Source organism: Lysobacter gummosus (assembly GCF_001442805.1).
Taxonomy (GTDB): domain Bacteria; phylum Pseudomonadota; class Gammaproteobacteria; order Xanthomonadales; family Xanthomonadaceae; genus Lysobacter; species Lysobacter gummosus.
On record NZ_CP011131.1, the window covers coordinates 3109138 to 3132578 of the forward strand.

Here is a 23441-nt window from a genome sequence, read left to right on the forward strand (position 1 = left end):
GCCTTCCCGGCGCACGACCGAACGCAGCTACCGCGCTCGATCGCTGTTTCCCCCACTTTCAGAGCTCGCGGTTCCATGCACGACACCCTGCTGCTGTTCGGCGCCACCGGCGATCTCTCCCAGCGCTATCTGTTCCCGTCGCTGGTCCATCTGTGGCGCGACCGGCTGCTGCCGCCGGCGTTCCGGATCGTCGCGGTCGGCCGCCAGGAGCTGTCCGACGACGACTTCCGCGCCTGGCTGCGCGAGCGCATGGCCGGCGAGGTCGCCGACGACCAGACCGTGGTCGAGGAATTGCTCGGCAAAATCACCTACGTCTCGGTCGATCTGCGCGACGAAACCGCCATCTCCACGGCCCTGGCCTCCTACGCCGACCGCCCGAGCGTCAGCTATCTGGCCACCCCGCCCGACCTGTTCGTGCCCTGCGCCAAAGGCCTGAAAGCCGCCGGCCTGCTGGAAGGCGAATCGCGCCTGGTGCTGGAAAAGCCGATCGGCCGCGACCTGGCCTCGGCGCGCGAGATCAACGCCGCGCTCAAGGCCTGCCTGGACGAATCGCGGATCTTTCGCATCGACCACTACCTGGGCAAGGCCGCGGTGCAGAACCTGCTCGCGCTGCGCCTGGGCAACACCCTGCTGGAAGCGGTGTGGGAGCATCGCTGGATCGAGTCGGTGGACATCTTCGTCGGCGAAACCGCCGGCGTGGACGGGCGCGAGGGCTACTACGCCAATTACGGCGCGCTGCGCGACATGGTCCAGAACCACATGCTGCAGCTGCTGGCGCTGATCGCGATGGAGCCGCCGTCGGTGCTCGACGCCGACAGCATCCGCGACGAAAAACGCAAAGTGCTGCGCGCGCTGCGGCCGATGAGCAACGACGATGTCGCCTCGCGCACCGTGCGCGGCCGCTATGCCGCCGGCGTGGTCGAAGGCCGCGCGGTAAAGGGCTTCGTGCACGAATCCACGGTCGAGACCTTCGTCGCGGTGGAAACCTATATCGACAACTGGCGCTGGGCCGGCGTGCCGTTCCGGTTGGTCACCGGCAAGCGCCTGGCCGAACGCGCGACCGAAGTCGTGGTCTCGTTCCGGCCGACCTCGCACTGGTTGTTCGAACGCCCGCGCCGCGGCCGCGAACGCCCCAACCGCCTGCGCATGCGCCTGCAGCCGGACGAAACCATCGAGCTGGGCCTGATGGGCAGCCTGGCCGCGCCCGAATGGGGCGCGATGGAACTCAAGCCGATGTCGCTGGACCTTTCGATGTCGGGCTCGCCGCAGCGGCGCATCGCCTACGAACGCCTGATCGTGGACGTGCTGCGCGGCAACCAGACCCTGTTCGTGCGCGACGACGAAGTCGAAGCGGCGTGGCACTGGATCGACAGCATCGAAACCGCGTGGACCCAGACCGGGCAACCGGCGCTCGAATACCCGGCCGGCTCCTGGGGTCCCAGCGAGGCCGAACGCTACCTGCCGCCCACCAACGGCTACCGACCCGGCAACAGCAACGGCGGAGGCCACGCATGAGCGGTGCATTGCTCGCGGATATCGGCGGCACCAATGCCCGCTTCGCCCTCGCCTCTTCCGACCCGTCCACCCCCGCCCTGCTGCCCGACAGCGTGCAGGTGTTCGCGGTCGCCGACTTTCCGTCGCTGGCCGACGCCGCGCGGCATTACCTCGACCGCACCGGCGCGACGCCGGACCAAGGCGTGTTCGCGGTGGCTGGACGGGTGGACGGCGATGAGGCGCGGATTACCAATCATCCTTGGGTGATCTCTTCTGAGCGCACTCGCATCGCGCTGGGGCTGACGCACCTTCGGTTGGTCAACGATTTCGCCGCGCAAGCCATGGCGGTGTCGCTGCTGCAGCCGGCCGACGTGGTGCCGATCGGCGGCGTGCGCTGGAACGGCTGGAACGACAGCGGCGATCGCACCTACGCCATCATCGGCGCCGGCACCGGCCTGGGCGTGGGCGCGCTGCTGCGCCGCGAGGGCCGCTACTACCCGTTGCAGACCGAGGGCGGCCACGTCAGTTTCGCCCCCGGCACGCCGGAAGAAATCGAAGTGCTGCAGCGCCTGTCGGGCGAATTCGGCCGCGTCTCCAACGAGCGCCTGCTCAGCGGCAGCGGTCTGGTCAATCTGCATCGCGCGCTGAGCCAGATCGCCGGCGAAGACCCCGGCCCGCTGCAGCCGCAGGACATCACCGCGATGGCGCGCGAAGGCGACGTGCGCTGCCTGCGCGCCATCGACGTGTTCTGCGCGGTGTTCGGCGCCGCCGCGGGCGATCTGGTGCTGACCCTGGGCGCCTGGGACGGCGTGTTCCTGCCCGGCGGACTGGTGCCGAAGCTGATGCCGTGGTTGGCGCATTCCGGCTTCCGCCAGCGCTTCGAACACAAGGGCCGGTTCTCGCCGACGATGGCGCGGGTACCAACCCTGGCGGTGACTCACGCGCAACCCGGCCTGCTCGGCGCGGCGGCGCTGGCGGCGCGGCTCGAACCGGCTGGCTGAGTCCTGCCGGATCGGCCGGATCGCCACGAGCGGATCGCCCGCATCGGACGGTTCGAATCACATCGCTGAATCAGACGCGGGTACTGCGCGCCCGCACGCCGCGACTCACCGTCGCGGCGGCGCGACCGATGTTCACGCAATCAATTCGTGTGCCAATCAACCAAGCGCATGAGGCATAAGTCACAGCCGGCGAGCACACTGCCTTAAACCCCGGCGTGCGAAGATCGCCGCATGCTCGACGACTCCTCACCCGTCCCGCACGATCCGGCGCAACCTCAGGCCACGCCGTACCGCTGGCACGAACACCGCAGCCTCGACACCTGGACCTGGGCCTGCGCGGTGGCGCTCGCGGCCGACCTGCGCCGCGAACTCGCGCGGCGTCCGCGCGCGCGCCTGCTGCTGTCCGGCGGCACCACGCCGGCGCCGGTCTACCGCGCTCTGGCGCGCGCGCCGCTGGACTGGGCGCGGGTCGATATCGCCCTGGTCGATGAGCGCTGGCTGTTGCCGAACGATCCCGACGCCAACGCCTGGCTGGTGCGCCAGCATCTGCTGCGCGACAACGCCGCCGCCGCGCGTTTCGAATCATTGACCCAGCCCGGCCGCACGCTGGAGGAAGCCGTCGCCTTCGCCAACGCGCACGCGCGCCAGAGCGCGGTCGCCGCGGTGTTGGGCATGGGCGAGGACGGCCACACCGCCTCGCTGTTTCCCGGTCTGCCGGCGCTGGACCGGGTGCTGGCGTCGAAGCAGCCTTACGTCGCCATCGACGCCAGCGGCGCGCCCGGTGCGGGCCAATGGAGCAAGCGCATCAGCGTGACCCCGGCCGGCCTGGCCTACGCGCAAGCGCGCTTCCTGCTGATCCAGGGCACGGCCAAGCGCGAGACCTTCCGCCAGGCCGTGGCCAGCGGCGACGTCAAGCGCTGGCCGGTGTTGATCGGCATGGAAGGCGACGTCGGCCTCGACGTGCATTGGTGCCCGTAACGCGATAGCGCGACGCGCTTGCGATCCCTCCAAGCGCGCGCCGGCGGCTTACGGCAACTGAATCGAAACCTTCGCCGGCACCCGCTCGATCCTGAGCTCTCCGTTCTTCCACGCGCGCTCGCGTCCGTCCACCCGGGTCGCGCCCGGCTTGCCGTCGAACGGCCACTTCACGATCACCCCGCCGGCCGGCACTTGCAGCCCCGGCCCGATCTCCAGCGTCGCCTTCGCGCCTTCGCGCTTGAACCGATACGCCAGGGCGCCGTACGGCGTGCGCAGGCCCGCGACACTCACGCCCTCGCCGTCCAGCCACGACGCCGGCAGGCCGGCGGCGATCACCAGCGATTGATCGACATCGCGCGTGTAGGCGAACAGATCCAGCGCCGAGCGCACATAGTCCGACTCGACCCAGGCATGCGGCAGATCGCCGACGAAGAACGGTTTGCGCGGCGTGCGCGAGACCACTTCGGCCCACTGATTCCAGCCGCGCGGCTGTTGATCGTCGAAGAAGAACGCCAGGGCCTCGTGCGCGCGCTCGCGCCAGCCCAGGCGCACGAAGCTGCCGATGGTGCGCAGCTCGTACGGCGTGTAGTCCTTCCACTCGCGGCGGCCGTCGCGGCGGTCGACGAATTCCTTCCAGTAACGCTCGAAGGTATTGTTCAAAAGCGTCTGCGGCAGCAGGCCCTGCTCGCCGCCGGGCGCGAGCGCGATGGTGGTGGAGGTCGCGTCGAAATCGCCGAGTTCGGCGGCGCCGGGAATGTAGTCGATGCCGTGGCGGCGGGTGGCGTGGCCGATGGAGGCGTACAGATCCTCGCGGAACTGATCGCGCGAAGCCGTGAACGCCTTGATCTGCGCGTCCTTGCCCAGCCAGGTCGCGATCTCGACCGCGTCCTTGTAACCGCGCAACGCCCAGAAATTGTCCCAGTACGAATGCATCGGCTTGGCCGAATAGCCTTCGTGGCTGATCGAGGCCGGCATCATCCCGTAGAAGGCCGGATCGCGTTCGCGATTGGCCGCGGTGCGCTCGCTCAGGCGCAGCCCGTCCATGTAGCGCATCGCGCCCTCGACGTGCGGCCACATCGATTCCAGCAAGGCGCGGTCGTGGGTGTAGCGATAGACCTCGGCGATGGTGAAGATCAGCTCGCCGTGGCTGTCGTTCTCCGGCACCGGATCGCTGCCGCGGTCATCGACGCAGCACGGCACCTTGCCGTTGCCGAACTGATACGGCGCATACCAGCGCAGGAATTCCTCCGCCACGTCTTCGCGGCCCATGCGCAACAGGCCTTCGCCGATCATCGCGCCGTCGCGGATCCAGGCGCGCGCGTACGAGCGCGTGCCCGGCTGCAGGCGCGGGCCAGTGCGGCTGATCAGCATGTGCGCAAGTCCGGTGCGCAAGGTATCGACCACGCGCTGGCCGGCGCGCGGCACGCGCAGTTGCACGCGATCGAGCTTGTCGCGCCATTGCTGGGCGACCAGCGTTTGCAGGGCATCGACTTCGGCCAGATCGGCGAAGCCGGCCTCGTCCGCGCCCGACAGCGCCGTGCTCCAGGTGAACTCGCGCGACTGCCCCGGCGCCAGTTCGACGCGATAGAACAAGGCCCCCGATGCCAGCGCGTTGCGATCGTTGGCGACCGCGCTCATGGCGCTGCCGCCGAGGCGGCGCAGAATCTCGCCGGCCGGCGTGCAATTGACGCACGGGGAGTTCCAGTCGGCGCGGGCCAGGCGTTCGGCCACTTCGCCGTGATCGAAGCTCATCGCGTAGGCCGCATCGGCGGCGCTGGCCTGCACGCGCCGGCTGCGGGTTTTCTGCGCCGAGCCGCTGGCGGCGGCGCCTTCGACGCTGAAGCCGTGTTCGTCGCTGCGCAACGCGCGGATCTCGCTGACGCCGCCGACCTGGCTCAGGAACTGCGTCGGCGGATTGACCTGGAACGGCCGCAACGCCAGCACGAACACGTAGCTGCGCGGTTGCGCGGTGTCGTTGTGCAGGCGGTAGCGCGCGGTCAGGCGCGAGCGGGCGCGATCGCCGGATGCGAACGCGCTGACATCGAGTTTGAAGCGCGGATGCGACCAATGCACCGACGGCATCGGCAGATAGCCGTCCTGCAGGGATTGCGAGGTCTGCACATCGGCCCAGGTGACCAGTTGGCCGTCGCTGATCAGCATCGGTTCCAGGCTGAAACCGCCCTTGCCGACCTCGATCGCGCCATCCTCGCCGATCAAGCCCTGGTCGCTGCCGCCATCGACACCGATCAAGGTCCAATACGGTTGTTCGCCACTGAAACCGCGCGGAAAGCGGCCACGTGGCGCCTGCTCGGCGATCGAACGCACGAAGTCGTTCGGCGTCGCCGCGAACGACAACGGGTGCACCTGCAATTCGGCCAGCGCGAACGACGCGCCGGGCCCGGCCAGCGGCTGCAGGCGCAGATAGCGCGCGTCGGATTCGGGCAAGGCGAGATAATCCGCGCCGCCGTCACCATCGCCGACCGCCGCCGCATCGCGCCATTGGCGGGCGTCGTCGGACACCTGCAACCGATAGGCCGAGGCGTACGCATCGTCGGCCCAACGCAGGATCGCGCCGCCGAATTCGCGCTTGCGGCCCAGGTCGAACACCAGTTGCGGCGGCTGCGCCGCATCGAAACGCGCACGCCAGGCGGTGTCGGGTTTGCCGTCGGCCGCGTTCGCCGCCGCGCCGTTCGCATCGGCCGCCGAAGCGCTCGCCGTGCCGGTGTACGGCCCGCCCGGATCGAGCGGCAAGGCCTGCAGGCTCAGCGAATCGAAACACACCGAGCCCTTGCCGCCGGCGCTGTTGTAGATGGTGAACTCCAGCTTGGCGCTGCGGCGCAGGCTCGGGTCCGGCGCCGGCCCCCAGGCGCGGCCGATATGGCGTTTCTTGTAGACGACCGGCGTCCACCGGTTCGGGAAATCGTACTTGGGCGTGTTGACCCACCACACGTTGTCGCCGCTGGCATCGACCAGCTTGAACTGCAGATCGTTGGCCGGCGAATCGCCGCGCAGGTCGAATGCGAACTGATAGTTGTCCGGGTATTCCAGTGGCAACTCGCGTTGCAGGCCGGCATAACCGGATACGCCGTTGAAGTCGTAGTCCAGGCACAAGCCGCCGCCTTGTGTGCCTTCGACTTTGCGCAGGCTGGCGCTGACTTGATCGGAGACCACTACTTTCCATGGAGTCGCCGATTCGAAATCGTCGAGCATGCGAGGTTGCGCGGCGAAGGCAGCGCCGTGGGCCGTAGCCAGAAGCAGCGCCAGCGACGCCAACGAGGCATGCCGCGAAGTCTTTTGTGGGAGGGCCTTCAGGCCCGATGCTTTCGTCTCGGATCGCCGAACTGCCAAGCCGGTTGTGGACACAAGCTCAGGGTTCTCAGCGATCTGAGACAAAAGCATCGGGCCTGAAGGCCCTCCCACAACAGCCGAGTTCGGCAAGCCTCGCCAAGCGACGAGCACGCGCGCCACGACCGAGAGGTAGCGTTCCGACATTCCTTCCACCTTGTCCGCGCCGCGCATCGCGGCTGAGTGTTCTAGCCCTTGACGCTGCCGACCAGCAGGCCCTGCAGGTAATGCCGCTGCAGCACCAGGAACAACAGCAACACCGGCACCACGGTGACCACCGAGCCGGCCATCATCATCTCGTTGTCCTGCACGTGCTCGCGCGACAGCGACGCCAGCGCGACCGGCAAGGTCTGCAGGTTTTCGTCGCTGAGCACGATCAGCGGCCACATGAAATCGTTCCAGGCGCCGAGGAAACTGAAGATCGCCAGGGTCACCAGGATCGGCCGCAGCGCCGGCAGCACGATCTGGAAAAAGATCCGCAGCTCGCCGGCGCCGTCGATGCGCGGCGCTTCCAGCAATTCGTCCGGGATCGAGCGCGCGTACTGCCGCACCAGGAAAATGCCGAAGATCCCCGCCATGCCCGGCACCACGGCGCCGGCATAGCTGTTGATCAAACCCATCTGCTTGAGCATCAGGAACAGCGGCATCATCGACACCTGCGCCGGAATCACCAGCGCCGCCAGCAGCAGGCGGAACACCCGCTCGCGCCCCGGGAAATCCAGCTTGGCGAAGGCGTAGCCGGCCAAGGTGTTGAGCAGCACCGCGATCACCGTGACCAGGATCGAGATCAGAAAACTGTTGAACAGGTAACGGCCCATGCCCATGCGCGAGAACAGCTCATGGTAGTTGTGCAGGGTCGGGCTGGAGGACCACAGCGGCGGCGGAAACGCGCTGGCCTCGCCGGGCTGCATCAGCGACACCGCAAACATCCACAGCAGCGGCGCCAGGCTCAGCGCCGCCAGCCCGATCAGCAAACCGTTGACGATCGCCTTGGCCAACCAGGCCGGCATGCCCGAGTCGTTCATTCGATCCCCTTGCGGCGCGCGATCCACATCAGGCCGCTGGTCGCCGCCGTCATCAGCACGAACAACAAGAACGCCACCGCCGAGGCGTTGCCGAGGTTCCACCACTTGAAGCCTTCCTCGTACATCAGGTACAGCACGCTGACCGTGCTTTGCAGCGGCCCGCCCTGGGTGATGACGTAAGGCTCGGCGAACAACTGGAAATACCCGGCCAGGGTCAGGATGCTGACCATCAGCAACACCGGCCCCAGAATCGGCAAGGTGATGTAGCGGAACTGGCGGGCCTGGCTGGCGCCGTCGATGCGCGCGGCCTCGTACAGATCTTCCGGAATCGCCTGCAGGCCGGCGAGGAAGATGATCATGTTGTAGCCGAAGTTCTTCCACACCGCGAACAAGATGATGCTCGGCATCGCCCAGTGCGGATCGCCGAGCCAATCGACCGGATCGATGCCGACCCACGACAGGCCCCAGTTCACCAACCCGTAGCGGGTATGGAACAGATAGCGCCAGATCACCGCGACCGCGACCACCGTGGTCACCACCGGCGCGAAGAACGCGGTGCGGAAGAACGGCTTGAAGAAACCCAGCTTGGAATGCAGCAGCAAGGCCGCGCCCAGCGACACCGCGATCGACAAGGGCACGCCGGCGGCGACGAAGTACAAGGTGTTGCCCAGCGCGCTCCAGAACAAGGGATTGCGCAGCAGGTTGATGTAGTTGTCGAAGGCGACGAAGCGCAGGTTGTCGATGTGCGCCAGCGAATAGATATCGAAGTCAGTCAGGCTCAGCGCCAGCGCGGCCAGCACCGGCAAGCCGAAGAACAGGCCGATGACAGTGACGGCGGGCCCGGCGAACACCCAGCCTGCGGTGGCAGGTTTCATCCGCGTTCTCCAACCGAAGCCGGCGCAGTCCCAACCGCCGTATCCGAAGCCCGCAAACTGCGGTCCGCGCCGGCCGCTTGTTTCGTTGCAGCCGCAGGCTTAAGCGTCTGATGATCCAGCATCCACCGCCGCTTTTCCAAGATCCGATCGGCTCGGCGATCCAGCTCGGCCGCCGCCTCATCCACGCTGACCCGCCCGTTGGCGAGTTGTTCGCCGACCAGCTTGACCTCGGTCGCGATGCGCTCCCACTCCGGCACCTTCGGCGCCGGCCGCGCGCGTTCGAGCTGATCGCGGAACGCGCGCGCATACACGTCGCCGGCGAGCTTGGGCGCATTCCAGGCGCTGCGCCGCGGCGGCAGATCGCCGGTGATCTCGTGGAACTTCGCCTGCACGTCCGGCTCGGACAGATACGCGATCAACTTCCACGCCGCGTCCTCGCGCTTGGCGCCGCGGAACAGCACGAAGCTGGCGCCGCCGGCGACCGAGGCGCCCGGGCCGTGTTCGCCCGGCAGCGGCATGGTCATCCACGAGGACTGCAGATCGGCCGGCAGGCGATTGCGGAACTCGGCGATATTCCACGGGCCGTTGACGTAGAAACTGAAGTAGCCGCGTCCGAACTCGTTCCAGACGTTGGCGATCTGAGTGTTGCTGGCCAGCGGCGCCCATTGCTTGTCGAAGACTTCGCGGTAAAAACTCAGCGCACGCTTGAACCCGGGGCTGCGGAAATTGCCGTAGCGGCCGTCCTCGCGCAGCAACGGCTCCGGCGCCTGGATGCCCAGGTTGAGCAAGGGCTCGGCCTCGTTGAGCGGAAACAGCGCCGCATAACGCTTGGGCCCGACCTCGCGCTTGATCGCCGCCATCGCGACCTTCCATTCGTCCCAGGTCGTCGGCGGGCGCTGGATGCCGGCCTGTTCGAGCAGGTCGCGACGGTAGTACGGCAAACGCGTTTCCACGTACCACGGCACCGCGAAGGTGGTGCCGTCGATCACGCCGGTGTCCCAGGCGCCGAAGAAATAATCCTGGCGCTGCGGCGCGGCGGGATCGGTCAGGCGCGCGTCCAGCGGCGTCAACGCGTCGAGCAGGGCGAATTCGGAAATCCACGTATTGCCGATCGCGCCGACATCGGGCAAGGCATCGCCGGCGAAGGCGGTCAGCAATTTCTCGTGCGCGGCGGTGATGGGCAGTTGCTGCACTTCCACGCGGATGCCGGGATTGCGCCGCTCGAACTCCGGGATCAGCTTGAGCACCTGCTCGCCTTCGTAGCCCATCGCCCAGAAGCGCACGCGCTCGCGGCCGTCGTCGCGCTGCGAACACGCACCAAGCAGCAGCGCCGCGCACAGCGCGATCGCCGCCAACGCCCATGCGCGCGGCGCCGGTTCGACGCCCTCGCCCGCCCTGCGCGTGTCACTGCCGGCTCGCCTCATGCCGTCAATCCGGCTTCGGCGCGGTCTGCTTCGCCGGCGCGTTGGTGCGGCCCGCGCGCGATTCCGCCTCGCCCAGCGCGCGCGCCGTGGCCGGGTCCATGGTGCCGGCCGGCTTCACCTCGGGCTTGGCCTCTTCGGCGGCTTTCTTGTCCTTGCCGCCGTCCTTGCCCTTGTCGTCCGCCGGCGCCAGCCAGCCGCCCTTGAATCCGGCGCGTTCCAGGCCCGTGCGGACGTAGGGATTGCGCTTCATCACGTTCCAGACGAACTCGTTGCGATAGTTGCTGATCATCGCCAGGATCGGGCCCTGGTCGATGCCGATGTAATCGCTAGACACCCAGCCGTGATCGGGCACCACGCGCCCGGTCTTCAGCGGGATGTCGTACTTGAAGCTGGGATTGAACGAGTCCAGGAAACCGTAGCTGGAATAGATGTATTCGCCGTAGCGCTCGTGCATGGTCACCGTGGTGGGAATCACGATCTCCGGCGCGAACGGCAGGGACGCGATCGCCGCGGTCGGCGCGATGGTGCCGTCGTCGAAGTTCTCGCGCAGACCGGCGCCGCGCGCGGAGTAATGGCGGAACTGGCGCTGCTCGCCGTGATATTCCTGCAAGGTCTGCTGCGGCCCGTCGCTGGCGGTCAGGCCCCACACTTCCGGGCCGTAGTCCTCCCACTTCATCGGATTGGCGATGGCATAGGCGCGCTGGGCGTAGGCGGCGCGACGGCTGTTCTCGAAGTAATCGATGCCGCGCTCGCGCATGTAGTCGTCCTGGATGCCGCGGAAATCGATCCAGACATGGCTGTACTGATGACCGAACAAGGGACCGAAAGCCAGGAACTCCTCGCCCTGGTACACGCCCCACACGTCGTTGTAGGTGCGCGTCCACACCGTCCAGGCCTCCGGCCCGACCGGATGGGTCGGCGAACCCAGCGCCAGCACGTACAGCAGCATGGCTTCGTTGTAGCCCATCCAGTCGTGCTTGATGAAGCCGCTCTCGGGGAACCAGCCCATCGACACCAGCGGCTTGTTCTGCTGCAGCCAGGTCCAGTCCACGCGCTTGTACAGCGTGTCGGCCAACTCGCGGATTTCCTTCTCGCGCGGCTCGTCGCGGTCGTAGTACGACTGCGCGAACAGCACGCCCATCATCAGCAGGCCCGTGTCCACGCTCGACAGCTCGACCCAGCTGTCGTAACGCTGGCCTTTCTGCATGTCGAGGAAGTGGTAGTAAAAGCCCTTGTAACTGCCCTTGCCCGTCGCCTGCGGCCCGGCCGGCAGATCGCGCAGGAATTTCAGCGTGGTCAGGGTGCGGTCCACCGCCTGGTTGCGGCTGACCCAGCCGCGTTCGATGCCGACCGGATACGCGGTCAACGCGAACCCGGTCGAAGCGATACTCGCGAACGGCCGCGATGGATATCGATCCGGCGTCAGCCCGTTCTGCTCATTGGTCGTGTCCCAGAAAAACTGGAACGTGCGTTTTTCGATGTCGCGGAACAGCGGTGGCAGTTCCAGCCGCTCCTGCTTGAGCGGCTCGACCACGACGGGCTCCGGACTCACGATGGGTTGCGTCTGCGATTGCGTTTCCGGCTTCTTGCAGGCGGACAGGACGAGCAACAACGTGCCCAGGACAGCGAAGGAAACCGCACGTGTTGTCGTTTTAACGCGTCGCATGAAAACCAAAGACCCCTGTGTCTTCGTAGGGAGGGTATCGATACAACCAAACAACATTCGCCGGCGCGATTACGCCCGAGCGATGCGGCGCCGGCCGTCCAGCGACGGCCGGCGCCGGCGGTTTACCAGTTGAAGCCCATCGACAGCTTGAACATGCGCGTCGGCAGAGCGATGTTGTCGCGGCGCTCGCCGAGCTTCTCGTTCGGATCGGCCTGGGTGCCGCGGTAGGTGTCGAAGTCGATGTAGTTGCGCCAGTTGAAGACATTGAGCACATCGCCGCGCGCCCACATCTTGAAGCCCGCACCGGTGTCCCATTCTTTCTGCAAGGCCAGATCGAACTGCTTGAAACCGATAGTGTCGCCCGGCGTGTACGGATCGAAGAAACAGGCCTTGTCGCCGTACTTGACGCAATTCAACGATTCCTCGGCTTCCGGGCTGGCCAAGGTCAGCTTGCCCGACAAGGTCATGCCGTAGAAATCCATGATGCCGGTGGCGACGAAGCGATGCTTCGACACGCCCAGAGCACGGGTGTAGCCCACGTTATCCAGGTTCGGATAGTCGAAGGTGAAGATGTCGGAGTTATTGCGATTCTCTTTAGCGTCGGTATAGGTGTAGGCGAAGCTCACGCCCCAGCCCGACTCTTCCGAGAACGGCTTGTCCAGCGACAACAGCACTTGATTGGTCTTGGTCTCCACAGCGTTGTCGCCGAGGAAGAACTTGCCGAAACCGGGCAGATTCTCGCCGAACGGCGCGCTGCCGAAGCTCACGCCCGGCGGATAGAAGCTGCCGTCCGGGCGACGATTGCCCAGCGCGAACAAGATGCCGTCGTGGCTGCGCACATGCACCAAGGTCGCGGAGGAATTCCATTCCTGGCCGAACATTGCAAAGCCGTTGCGCATGCCAAGGCTGAACTGATCCGAATACGGCGTCTTCAGATCGTTGTTGAGCAAGAACACTTCGCTGCCCGCGTTCGGACGCTGGCGCGCCAGCGCGGCCAGGGTCTCCGGATCGTAGAAGCTCGGATCGAAGTTGAAGCAGTTGCCGGTCGGCGTGACCGTGCAGCTATGGTTCGGCGAGTTGAACTGGTAGGTGATCTGCTGGAACGCCAGGCGGTAACGCTCGAACGACAGGTAGTCGAACTGGTTGCGGTTATACGAGCGGCCTGCGCCGCCGAAGATCACATGGCGCTCGTCGCCGTTGAGATCGTACGAAAAGCCCAGGCGCGGCTGCCAACCGTCCTTGAACGCCTTGCGGTTGTTGCCGGTGCTGATGTAGTCGTTGATGTTGTAGTCGACGCCGGGCTGATGAATGTTGGAGAAGCCGTTCAAGGCCGCGACCAGATTGGCCGGCGTGCGGAAATCCTCGTAGCTCGGCGTGGTCTCGTAATCCCAGCGCAGGCCCAGGTTCAAGGTCAGGTGTTCGTTGACCTCCCAGTCGTCCTGCAGATAGATACCGAACTGCTTGTTGCGCGACTTCACGCTGGGCGGGAAATCGCCGGCGGTGCCGGAGAAGTTCACCTCGTAGGGCGTGGCGAAGTTGCGGATGTCGTAGCGGAACTGCGGCGAGTACGGCTGCTTCTCCATCGCGGTGATGTCGATCACCTTGTACTTAACGCCGGCCTTGACTGTGTGGCCTTCCCAGCCGTTCCAGGTGAAGTCGTTCTGCAGCGCGTAACCCTTCTGACCCTTGTCCTGGAAGTCGCCGCCGCCGCCGAAGAACAGCACTTCTTCCATGTCGGGGTTGTCCCGCGCCTCCTGGCCCTGCTTGGGCACGCGCAGCTGGAATCCGTTGGCCAGGGTCGCCGGGCGCGGACCGAAGGTCGTGTCCTCGTAGGTCAAGTGGGCGTCGTTGAGCCAGTTGGCCGCGCTGTACTGGTAGCGCAGGTCCAGACGGGTTTCTTCGCCGGCCTTGAGCGTGCCGTAATCGGCGAGCCGCGCGCCGCCGATGTTGGTCAGCTCGTCTTCCTTGCGGTACTTGGCGGTGAACTCGATCAGGTGGGCGTCGCCCGGGGTCCAGTCGATCTTGCCGAAATACAGGTCTTCCTTGAACGGCGCGCTGATGGACTGACGCGCCATGTCCTGGAACTGCCCCGGCAGATCCTCGATGCGGTAGTTGCGGCCGGGCGTGATCGCGCGCGGCGAGTTGTATTCCTTCGCCTCGTAGGTCACGAAGAAATGCATCTTGTCCTGGATCAGCGGGCCGCTGAAGGACGCGCCGTACTGCTCTTCCTTCTGCTCGGCCTTGGGCACCTCGCCCTTTTCCTCGCGCACCGTCTTCGACGCCCATTGGTCGGAGGTGCGGTCCCAGAAGAAGCTGCCGTGGTAGTCGTTGCCGCCGGACTTGGTCACCGCGGTGATCGCCGCGCTGCTGAGCTGGTCGTACTCGGCCTTGTAGTTGGAGGTGATCACCTTGTATTCGGCGATGCCCAGCTGCGGGAACGGGTTGCCGCGGCTGGAATCCTGCCCGGTGATGCCGCCCTTGAGCACGTAGTCTTTCTGGCCCACGCCATCGACATACACATTGATGCCGTTGCTGAGCTGGGCGCCGCTGCGCAGCTTGGTCGAGCCTTCGGTGCCGGTGGTGAACTGCACGCCCGGCACGATGTCGGCGAAGGCGAGGAAGTTGCGCGAGCCCTGCGGCAACGCGGCGATCTGCTTGTTGCTGACGTAGGTGGCGATTTCCGAGGTCTTGGTTTCGACCAGAGCGGTGGACGTCACCGTCACCTTATCCAGGTCGGTCGCCTCGCCCGCCTGCGCGGTCTCGGCCACGCCGCCGGTGGACAGATTGAGCGTCGCGGCCTGGCCGACGGCCACGGTCACGTTGCGGGTATTGGTCTGACCGTCGGCGTTGACGTCGATGCGGTAGGTGCCCGGCGGCAGGCCGGCCAGGGTGTAGTTGCCGTCGGCGCCGGTCTGCGCCTTGCGGCTCAGGCCGCTGGTGATATTGGTCGCGGTGACGCTGGCATTGGCGGCGGGACCGGCGTTGCCGCTGATCACGCCGCGGATGGTCGCGGCCGTGCTCTGCGCCAACGCGGCCGGCGCGGCGACCATCAGGCAGCTGGCCAGCGCGCAGGCCAGCAGGTTGCGGCCGGCGCCGGTGCGCAAAGCGGATATGGGGTGGCGATTGGGTCGATTGTTATTCGGGTTCATCAGCGTTCCTCCCTCCAAGGAGCACGTACTGCAAGTTGCATTGATGTTGCGGCTTCGTTCTGTAATCGCTTACACGCACGACCAAATTTTTTTCGACGCGATCAGGCACCGCCCCCCCGGCGTACTCCCGACTCGCGCACGATCAATTCCGGCCGCAGCGGTTCGCTGCGCCGCTGCTCTACCTCGTCTTCCCGCACTTCGTGTTGCTGCGCGTCGAGCGCATTGGAATCCACGCTCAGGCGCGTGATCAGCAAGCGCGCCGCGCGCGCTCCCAACTGGGCGATATTGACCCGCATGGTCGTGAGCGTCGGGTGGACGTAGCGTGCGAGCGGGATGTCGTCGAACCCGGTCACGGCGATGTCGCCCGGTACGTTCAAGCCGGCCTGCACCAATGAAAACAGGCAGCCCAGGGCCATCATGTCGTTAGCCGCGAACACCGCGTCGGGCCGTTGCGCGGCGCTGAGCAAGGTCTGCCCCGCGGCATGGCCGGAGGCTTCGTCGAACGCGCCCGGCAGTACCCATTCGCTCGCATCCGGCAGCAGCCGCGCGAGCGCTTCGCGATAACCGCGCAGGCGTTCGTGGGCGTCGAAATTGTCTTCCGGGCCGGCGATGAAGGCGATGCGGCGATGGCCGCTGGCGATCAGGTACTCGACCATCGCCTGTGCGCCGCCGTAATTGTCCACGCTCAGCGACAGCACGTCGGGCGCGTCGCTTTGCGCGTTGATCAGCACGATCGGCAGCGCCGGCGCCAGTTCCTCGACGATGGAGGCATGCGCCGCGGCGTACGGCGACATCACCAGCAGGCCATCGACGCGGCCGCGCATGGCGCGCAGGGCGGCGACCTGCTCGTCGGGACGGCCGTGATAACTCGACACCAGCAGATGCAGCCGGTGTTCGCGCGCGACCTGATCGACGCCGCGCACCAATTCGGAGAAGAATTCGCCGTGCAGATCCGGCAGCACCACACCCAGGGTCTGGGTGCGCCGGCTGCTCAGACTGCGCGCGGCGGCATGCGGGGTGTAGCGCAGGTCGTTGGCGACAGCCAGCACGCGCCGACGCACGTCCTCGGCCACGTTGCCGTGGCCGTTCAAGGTCCGCGATACGGTCGCCACCGACACTTGGGCCGCGCGGGCGACATCTTTGATCGTCACGCTCACCACTTGTCCTGGCCGCCCCTCGCGGTTGGAAAGTGGGACGACTGTAAACGTTTTCAGGAACGAGTGTAAAGCGCTTGTTATGAAAACCGGCTAGGCCGTCAGCGTCGCCGAATTCGCCCGGCGAATCATGCTGCAGTGCGCAACGAGGCCGCTCGTCGCAACGCCGATCGCGCGCATCGATGCGGCAGCTTCAGCGCGCGGCTTCGTCCGGCGTCTTGGCGCTGATCGCCAAGGCGTGGATGTCGGTGTTCATCAGATCGCCGACCGCCGCGTACACGGCGCGATGGCGCGCGATCGGGCTCAAACCTGCGAACGCGTCGCTGACCACCGCTACGCGGAAGTGCCCTCGCCCGTCCTGGGCGCCGGCGTGACCGGCGTGGCGATGGCTTTCGTCCTCGATCTCCAGCGCGGACGGCGCCAGCGCCGCTTCGATCGCGATGCGGATCGCTTCCACGCGCTGCTCGCGCGGCAACGGCCCTGCGCTCACGGCAGGACCTTGCGGAACGGCCGCACGTCCACGCGCGAATACACGCCGGCGGCGACATACGGATCGGCGTCGGCCCACAGGCGCGCGGCTTCCAGGGATTCGAACTCGGCCACGATCAGGCTGCCGCTGAAACCGGCCGGACCCGGGTCTTCCGCGTCGATCGCCGGGCACGGGCCGGCCAGCAGCAGGCGGCCCTGATCGCGCAGTTCATGCAGGCGCGCCAAGTGCGCGGGACGCGCCTGGCCACGCTTGGGCAACGCGTCGGCGACGTCATAACCTTCGATCAGATACCACATGGCCAAGCCTCGATTTCGTAGCTGCGCAGGGAACGCGCATTGTAGCGGCGACCGCGCGGCGCACGGCGATGCCGCTTGCGGCGATTGGCGAAAACACGACGGCCCGCATCGATGATGCGGGCCGTGCGCGGGGTCGGCGCGATGGAGGCCTTACGCCACCATCGTGCGCGCCTGCTGCTGGGCCTGAGCGGGCTCGGCCATTTTCGGCGCATCCTGCTGCAGCTTCTGGGTCGATTGCTCGACGCTCTGCTGCGTCGCCTGGGCGCGATCGACGAAGGCGCGCTGGTGGCTGGGATCGTTGAGCCCGCCCTGCACCGCGAACAGGCCGGTGCCGCTGGCGTTGGGCACGACGTGATCGATCTTGGTCAGGCCGCTGACGCGGGCGTCATAGGTCAGCGTGGCCGCGGCGCGTTCGAGCTCCTGGTGGTTCTTGAAGCCGCCCAGCTTCTCCAGCCCGCCGACCGCCTGCTTGTACATGGCGTTGTCGGGATGCGCGGCGTCCGACAGCAGCGGCCCGCGCGTCGCCGGTTCGGCCGAACGGGTCGGCTCGGCATCGGCATGCTTGGGCTGCGCGGTCTTCAGCGCCTTCAGCGTGTCCTTGCCGGCGATGCCGTCCTCCTTCAGATGGTGATCGCGCTGGAAGGCTTCGACCGCGTCCTTGGTGCGCTGGCCGAACTTGCCGTCGGCGACCAGAGGCTTGCCGTCGGCGTCCTTGTAGCCGAGTTGGCTGAGCTTTTCCTGCAGCGCCTTCACTTCCGGACCGTGCTCGTCCTTGCGCAGGGTGCCGTCGGCCATGGGCGCGGCATGCGGCTTGTCGTGATGCGCACCGCCGCCGGGAGCGGTATGGGTGACGCTGCCCTTGCCGGAGACATCGGTCACCTTGGCCGCGGCGGTGAGGTTTTCCGAATGCGGGGGACGCTTGTCCGTGCTGATCGTGCCGTTGTCCATGTCGCGGATGTAACGGTCCATCTGCGGCAGATAGCTGGCATTGATATCGATATGCACGTGCGGACCGAAGGCTTTCGGATTGCCCTTGTTGAAGCCGCCCTGCGGCGCCAGAGGCTGGCCGTATTCGACCTTGTCGCCGACTTCCAGCTTGGTCCCGCGCAGATCCAGATGACGGTACTGGGCGATCATCTCGCGGCTGGGATCGGTGGCCGGCTTGTCGTACAACTGCACGATGCCGTTGGCCGGATCGATCTTGCCGATATAGCCGTTGGCCACCGACGGAACGGGCACGCTCTTCATGTTGCCCGACTGCAGGATGAAGTCCTTCGACACATAGTGATCGCCGTCGCGGGACACCGTCGCCTTGCCGGCGTAGTTGCCCAACAACTCTTCGCGTTCGCCGTTCACCGTTCCATAGACGCGGCCGGATTCGTTGCCGCGGCTGGGATGGTGGCGCTCGATGTCGCCCAGATCGTGGATGTGTTCGATCGTGTTTTTCTTGTCGACGGATTCGACAATCGTGTACTTAGGCATCGCACTTCTCCTTGTGGATGAATCTCAGCGCAGCTCTTGGACCAATTGCCAGCAATTGTCCTTGTGCTGGAATACATAGGCGCCCGGGGCGCCGAATTTCTTGATCAGATCGTCGTTCGGCGCATATTCGGCCTTCGAGAAATTCATGCGCATGAAATCGCCCTGGTTGCGCAGGTCCAGCTCGACCCGGTCGTAGGGTGTGTCATCGTCCGCACGCGAAGGCTCGATGTAGGACCACATATTGTCGACCAATCCGATTTTGAATGCTCCGTTGCCCTGCACGACCTCGCTGCCGAGCACTTTCTTGGGGTCTGCGTAGCTGCGGATCTCGATGGTCGGCGCGGTGTAGCGGGCGCGCACATCCTCGCGGTTCACGTAATCCTGGAAGAACGACCAGAAGTCGTCTTCGGTCTTGTTGCACGCGCCTTCGGTCAACTCGATCTTGCCGGCCACAACCGCGGGCTGCGGTTTGCTCGCCTCCGCCGGCGCAGCGCTCTGAGAGATGGCGGCGGCCTGAGCCGGCGCTGCTGCCGGAGTAGCGGCGCTCTCGGCCGGCGCGGACGCCTTGCAGGCCGACAACACAACGACCAGCAAACTGGCCGCGATCCTTGCTTGATTCATCTGTATCCCCGATTCCATATAGGCGGATGAAAGTCCCTCGCGGCAGTTTAGCGGCGCGGGCGGCCTGACGATATCGCCCGCGAGTCCCGCTCCGCACGGCACTCGCAACCTGCCGGGCCACCGGATCCGATCGCCGCGGGCGATCGAACCCCGGGCAATGTGTCCCGCCCGCGCCGATCAATTGCACTAATCCGCCCGGTCCGGCCACCGCCGGCGACCCGGGCGGACCGCCGCGCGGGCGGCCTGGCTTGTCTGAACCGGGAACCGCGCCCCACCCGGCATTCATACCGGCGCTGGACACTGCCGCCCCCAGCCCTTACCCTAAACCTCAATTGCCGTCAGGCCGGATGCAGCAAACCCGTCGCGACCGGAACCCCACGCCGTCGCCACGTCCGCACCCGTACTCTCCCGCACACCATCGGTGCGCCAGTACGCTTGCATCGCTGCAGTCCACCGGCCCGCGCCCGCAACCCTCGACGCCTTAGCCGCCACGCCCCGCGTGTCGCGCAGGCCGGGATCGTTCGGGCCAAGCACACGCCTTTAATGAGTGGTTCGTAGCACCCGTAGGGACGCTCCGATTCCGGTTGGTACGCAACCGGTCCGGCATTCCCGGTGCGGCCTTGTGCCGTACGCATCGTCGCAACTGCAGTGCCCACGGCCCGGAGGGGCCGGTTCCGAATGACCAACGAACCCGCGCCCGCCGCGACCGAACCCGCTACGGGGCACTTACCCGGCCCGACGACGCCTCAGCAGCAGGAAATGCCGCTGGCGGTGGTCCACGGCCAGCCGGTGCTGCAGATCCCGCAGGATCTGTACATCCCGCCGGACGCGCTGGAAGTCATTCTCGAAGCCTTCGAAGGCCCGCTGGACCTGCTGCTGTACCTGATCCGCCGACAGAACCTGGACATCCTGGACATCCCGGTCGCCGAGATCACCCGGCAATACGTCGATTACATCCAGGCCATGCACGAAATGCGTTTCGAGCTGGCCGCCGAATACCTGGTCATGGCCGCGATCCTGGCCGAGATCAAATCGCGGATGCTGCTGCCGCGCGCGCCGAACGAGGAAGGCATCGAGGAAGACCCCCGCGCCGAACTGGTCCGCCGCCTGCAGGAGTACGAGCGCTTCAAGAAGGCCGCCGAGGACATCGACAGCCTGCCCCGCCAGGACCGCGACACCGTGCCGGTGCAGGCCTACGTGCCCGACCGGGCCTCGGTGAAGCTGCCGCCGCCGGTGGAATTGAAGGAAATGCTGCTGGCCCTGCACGACGTGTTCAAGCGCGCCGAGCTGTACACCCAGCATGCGATCAAGCGCGACGCGCTGAGCGTGCGCCAGCGCATGGGCGAGTTGCTCACGCGCATGAACGACGGCGTGTTCCACCGCTTCGAAACGCTGTTCACGGTCGAGGAAGGCCGGCTCGGCGTGGTGGTGACCTTCCTGGGGCTGCTGACCCTGGCCAAGGAGCAGTTGATCGAGATCCTGCAGGACGGGCCGCTGGCGCCGATCTACGTCAAGTCGCTGGCGCTGATGAAGGACCCGGACGAAATCGAGCTCAGCAGCGAGTTCGACGACGCCGCCAACGACGATCGCGCCCTGTGAGCGCCTGCGCCGGACCGTCCGCGACCCGGACCTCGCAAGCGCCCGGCGCGCCATCGCTGTCAGTCAGTCTCCGAAATCCGCGGGGGCGATCGCGCCGCACCGCTTCCCGCCACGGCTGAACCGCTACACACCCTTACGAATCCCGAATCCCCATTCCCGAATCCCGGTTACATGGACCAACACCTAGTCACCCGCATCGTCGAAGCCGCCCTGCTCGCGGCCAACCAGCCGCTGACGCTGGCGCAGCTGCACGCGCTGTTCCCGGAAGACCAGCCGGCCCCGGCCGACAGCGTCGAAACCGCGCTGCAGACGCTGGCCGAAGGCTGCGCCGAGCGCGGCGTGGAACTGGTCGAACTGGCCTCGGGCTTCCGCTTCCAGGTCCAGGCCGACGTCCACCCCTGGGTCGCGCGCCTGTGGACCGAGCGCCAGACCCGCTACACCCGGGCCACGCTCGAGACCCTGGCCCTGATCGCCTACCGCCAGCCGATCACCCGCGGCGAGATCGAACAGGTCCGCGGCGTCGCGGTCAGCAGCAACATCATCAAGGCGCTGGAAGAGCGCGAGTGGATCCGCGTCGTCGGCCACCGCGACGTGCCCGGCAAGCCGGCACTGTTCGGCACCACCAAGGCCTTCCTCGACTACTTCGGCCTCAAGCGCCTGGACGAACTGCCGCCGCTGTCGGAACTCAAGGACATCGGCGAGCTCGAACCGCAGCTGTCGTTCGGCGGCGAAGCGATCGCCGCTGGCGGCATCGGCCAGGGTAACGAAGACGCCGACGGCGGCGACGAGCAGCCGCCGGGCGATTCCGAAGCCAGCGAGGCCGATGCGCAAACCGCCGCCCGCCACGCCGACGAACCGGCCGGCAAGCGCGGCGAAGTCAACGACGACGATTACGGCGATGAAGAAATCGCCGCCGCCGAAGACGCTCCGGCCCCTGCCGAAGCCGATGCCGGCGAAGCAGCCCCCACCGAATCCGAAGCCGCCGGCGCAAGCGCCGACAGCGAAGACGACACCGAACACACCGAACAAACCGTCCTTTCGGACGACCCCGAAGCCGCGCCGGGCGAGCGCGCGGCGGACGCGAACGATCACGAGCAAGACCAACACGCCGTCGAGACGACGACCGTTCCGGAACTTGAGGCTGAGTCCGAAGACGACCAGCCGGAGCAACAGAAATGACTGACGAAAAACCCCGCAAGCTCTCATTGAAGCGCAGCGGCGACAGCACGGCCCCCGAAGCGCCGCGCTTGGAAGAACGCCTGCACAAAGTGCTCGCGCAAGCGGGCCTGGGCTCGCGCCGGGCGCTGGAGCAGCGCATCGCCGACGGCCTGGTCAAGGTCAACGGCGAGACCGCGCAGATCGGCATGAGCATCAAGGGCGGCGACAAGATCGAGCTGGACGGCCGCAGCTTCGTCGCCAGCGCGCTGACCGAACCGTCTCGCGTGCTGATGTACAACAAGCCCGAAGGCGAGGTCACCACCCGCGAAGACCCCGAAGGCCGCCCAACCATTTTCGATTCCCTGCCCGCGCTCAAGGGCGCGCGCTGGATCGCGATCGGCCGCCTCGACATCAACACCACCGGCCTGCTGCTGCTGACCACCGACGGTGAATTGGCCAATGCGCTGATGCATCCCTCCTTCGAGGTCGAGCGCGAGTACGTCTGCCGCGTGCGCGCTCCCGAAGGCCAGGAGACGGTGCCGGACAACCTCGTCGATCGCCTCGCCCGCGGCGTCTCGCTGGAAGACGGCCCGGCCAAGTTCGACGAGATCGAACGCATCGGCGGCACCGATTCGCACGACTGGTTCCGCGTCGTGGTGAAGGAAGGCCGCAATCGCGAAGTGCGCCGCCTGTGGGAATCGCAGGGCTGCCAGGTCAGCCGGCTCAAGCGCATCCGCTACGGCACCGTCTCGCTGCCGCGCGAACTGCTGCGCGGCCAGTCGCAGGAACTGGTCAACGACAAGGTCGATGCCCTGCGCACCGAACTGGGCCTGGAAGACGGCACCCCGTCGGCGCTGACGCTGCAGCCGGTGATCGGTCAGCGCAAGGCGGCCAAGTCCACCGTGCACCTGTCCGGCGGCGAGCGCTCGGCCGGCTACGTCAGCGGCCACAACACCGCCGATGAAGGCCGCGAACTGCGTCGCTTCGACCATGTCCGCGAAGATCGCGGCGGCCGCGGCCGCGGCGGTCCGCGCAAGCCCGGCGGCCTGACCGTCAGCGGCGAAGCCGCCGCCCGCCAGTCGCAGAAGCCGTTCAAGCAGCGCAAGGAAAAGGGCGTCAAACCCCTGCCCGACGGCAATCCGGCCGCGTTCCGCACCTGGTACGTGCCCGAAGGCGTCGAGACCGGCCCCAGCGGCCATCGCAATCCCGACGGCCGCGCCAAGAAGCCCTATGCCGGCAAGCCCGGCGGCGGCGCCGGCGGTAATCGCGGTCCGGGCGCCGGCGCCGGTCGCGGCCGTCCGCAAGGCGGCGGTTTCGGCGGCGATCGCAACGGCAACACCACCGGCAACGGCCCCTACGGCGAACGCCGCGGCGGCGGCGGCGGCGGTCAGGGGCAAGGCCAGGGCCAGGGCCAGCGCAGCGCGCGTCCCTACGGCCACCCGGGCAACGCCCCGAGCTTCCCGTCCGATCACGCCAACCCGGGGTTCAATCCCTACGGCAGCGAACGCCCCGCGCGCGGCAACGCGCCGCGTCCGGCCGGCGGCAAGCCTGGCGGACGCCCCGGCGGCGCCCCGCGTCCGGGCGGCAACACCGCCCGCCCGAACGGCCCGCGTCCCGGCGGCCCGCGCGGCGGCGGGCGTCCCGGCGGCGGTCGCGGCCCGCGCGGCTGAGTCGGCGACGACAC

General features: G+C 67.0%; 17 protein-coding genes. 6 read left to right on the top strand and 11 right to left on the bottom strand.

Annotated features, from left to right (window positions below; genetic code table 11):
* Nucleotides 1-75: 75 nt before the first annotated feature.
* The 3 genes from zwf (at nt 76) to pgl (ending at nt 3473) form a co-directional block, all read left to right on the top strand.
* A complete protein-coding gene (zwf, locus tag LG3211_RS12510) occupies nt 76-1515 on the top strand; it encodes a glucose-6-phosphate dehydrogenase (RefSeq protein ID WP_057943141.1) in 1440 nt (479 codons plus the stop codon).
* Nucleotides 1512-2495 carry a glucokinase gene (gene glk / locus LG3211_RS12515; protein ID WP_057943142.1) on the top strand — a complete coding sequence of 328 codons (984 nt, stop codon included), beginning with the start codon at nt 1512-1514 and terminating at the stop codon, nt 2493-2495. Before zwf ends, glk begins: the two co-directional genes overlap by 4 nt.
* A gap of 231 nt (nt 2496-2726) precedes the next feature.
* Nucleotides 2727-3473, top strand: coding sequence for a 6-phosphogluconolactonase (pgl, locus tag LG3211_RS12520; RefSeq protein WP_083512503.1), 747 nt, complete (start codon nt 2727-2729; stop codon nt 3471-3473).
* Nucleotides 3474-3521: 48 nt separating this feature from the next.
* On the opposite strand, the gene LG3211_RS12525 is transcribed toward pgl, so the two are convergent.
* From LG3211_RS12525 to LG3211_RS12575, 11 genes are all read right to left on the bottom strand, one after another.
* Nucleotides 3522-6683, bottom strand: coding sequence for a discoidin domain-containing protein (locus tag LG3211_RS12525; protein ID WP_057945451.1), 3162 nt, complete (start codon nt 6681-6683; stop codon nt 3522-3524).
* Nucleotides 6684-7006: 323 nt separating this feature from the next.
* The gene (locus LG3211_RS12530) at nt 7007-7843 is read right to left on the bottom strand and encodes a carbohydrate ABC transporter permease (protein ID WP_235114560.1); all 837 of its coding nucleotides are present in this window, start codon (nt 7841-7843) and stop codon (nt 7007-7009) included.
* Nucleotides 7840-8718: a carbohydrate ABC transporter permease gene (locus LG3211_RS12535; protein ID WP_057943143.1), complete on the bottom strand. Its 879-nt coding sequence runs from the start codon at nt 8716-8718 to the stop codon at nt 7840-7842. The genes LG3211_RS12530 and LG3211_RS12535 overlap by 4 nt, the downstream gene beginning before the upstream one ends.
* Entirely contained in the window at nt 8715-10142 is a 1428-nt protein-coding gene (locus LG3211_RS12540; protein WP_083512504.1) for a sugar ABC transporter substrate-binding protein, read from the bottom strand. Before LG3211_RS12540 ends, LG3211_RS12535 begins: the two co-directional genes overlap by 4 nt.
* A gap of 4 nt (nt 10143-10146) precedes the next feature.
* Nucleotides 10147-11808 carry a glucoamylase family protein gene (locus LG3211_RS12545; protein WP_057945453.1) on the bottom strand — a complete coding sequence of 554 codons (1662 nt, stop codon included), beginning with the start codon at nt 11806-11808 and terminating at the stop codon, nt 10147-10149.
* A gap of 122 nt (nt 11809-11930) precedes the next feature.
* Entirely contained in the window at nt 11931-14957 is a 3027-nt protein-coding gene (locus tag LG3211_RS12550; RefSeq protein ID WP_148648886.1) for a TonB-dependent receptor, read from the bottom strand.
* Between the two features lie 101 nt (nt 14958-15058).
* Nucleotides 15059-16114 carry a LacI family DNA-binding transcriptional regulator gene (locus LG3211_RS12555; RefSeq protein ID WP_235114553.1) on the bottom strand — a complete coding sequence of 352 codons (1056 nt, stop codon included), beginning with the start codon at nt 16112-16114 and terminating at the stop codon, nt 15059-15061.
* 190 nt (nt 16115-16304) lie between these two features.
* Nucleotides 16305-16601: a BolA family protein gene (locus LG3211_RS12560; RefSeq protein WP_237049753.1), complete on the bottom strand. Its 297-nt coding sequence runs from the start codon at nt 16599-16601 to the stop codon at nt 16305-16307.
* Nucleotides 16598-16897 (bottom strand): YciI family protein, encoded by a 300-nt coding sequence (locus LG3211_RS12565; RefSeq protein ID WP_057943146.1) that lies wholly within the window; start codon nt 16895-16897, stop codon nt 16598-16600. Before LG3211_RS12565 ends, LG3211_RS12560 begins: the two co-directional genes overlap by 4 nt.
* A 150-nt stretch (nt 16898-17047) precedes the next feature.
* Entirely contained in the window at nt 17048-18379 is a 1332-nt protein-coding gene (locus LG3211_RS12570) for a peptidoglycan-binding domain-containing protein (protein WP_057943147.1), read from the bottom strand.
* 24 nt (nt 18380-18403) lie between these two features.
* On the bottom strand, nt 18404-19000 hold the full coding sequence (locus LG3211_RS12575) for a hypothetical protein (RefSeq protein WP_057943148.1): 597 nt from the start codon (nt 18998-19000) through the stop codon (nt 18404-18406).
* A 678-nt stretch (nt 19001-19678) separates the two neighbouring features.
* Between LG3211_RS12575 and LG3211_RS12580 the strand changes: the two genes are divergently transcribed.
* The 3 genes from LG3211_RS12580 to LG3211_RS12590 all read left to right on the top strand — a co-directional run bounded on the left by LG3211_RS12580 (nt 19679) and on the right by LG3211_RS12590 (nt 23427).
* On the top strand, nt 19679-20599 hold the full coding sequence (locus LG3211_RS12580) for a segregation and condensation protein A (protein WP_057943149.1): 921 nt from the start codon (nt 19679-19681) through the stop codon (nt 20597-20599).
* A gap of 171 nt (nt 20600-20770) precedes the next feature.
* Nucleotides 20771-21778 carry an SMC-Scp complex subunit ScpB gene (scpB, locus tag LG3211_RS12585; protein WP_057943150.1) on the top strand — a complete coding sequence of 336 codons (1008 nt, stop codon included), beginning with the start codon at nt 20771-20773 and terminating at the stop codon, nt 21776-21778.
* Entirely contained in the window at nt 21775-23427 is a 1653-nt protein-coding gene (locus LG3211_RS12590) for a pseudouridine synthase (RefSeq protein ID WP_057943151.1), read from the top strand. The genes scpB and LG3211_RS12590 overlap by 4 nt, the downstream gene beginning before the upstream one ends.
* The last annotated feature ends 14 nt before the right edge of the window (nt 23428-23441 follow it).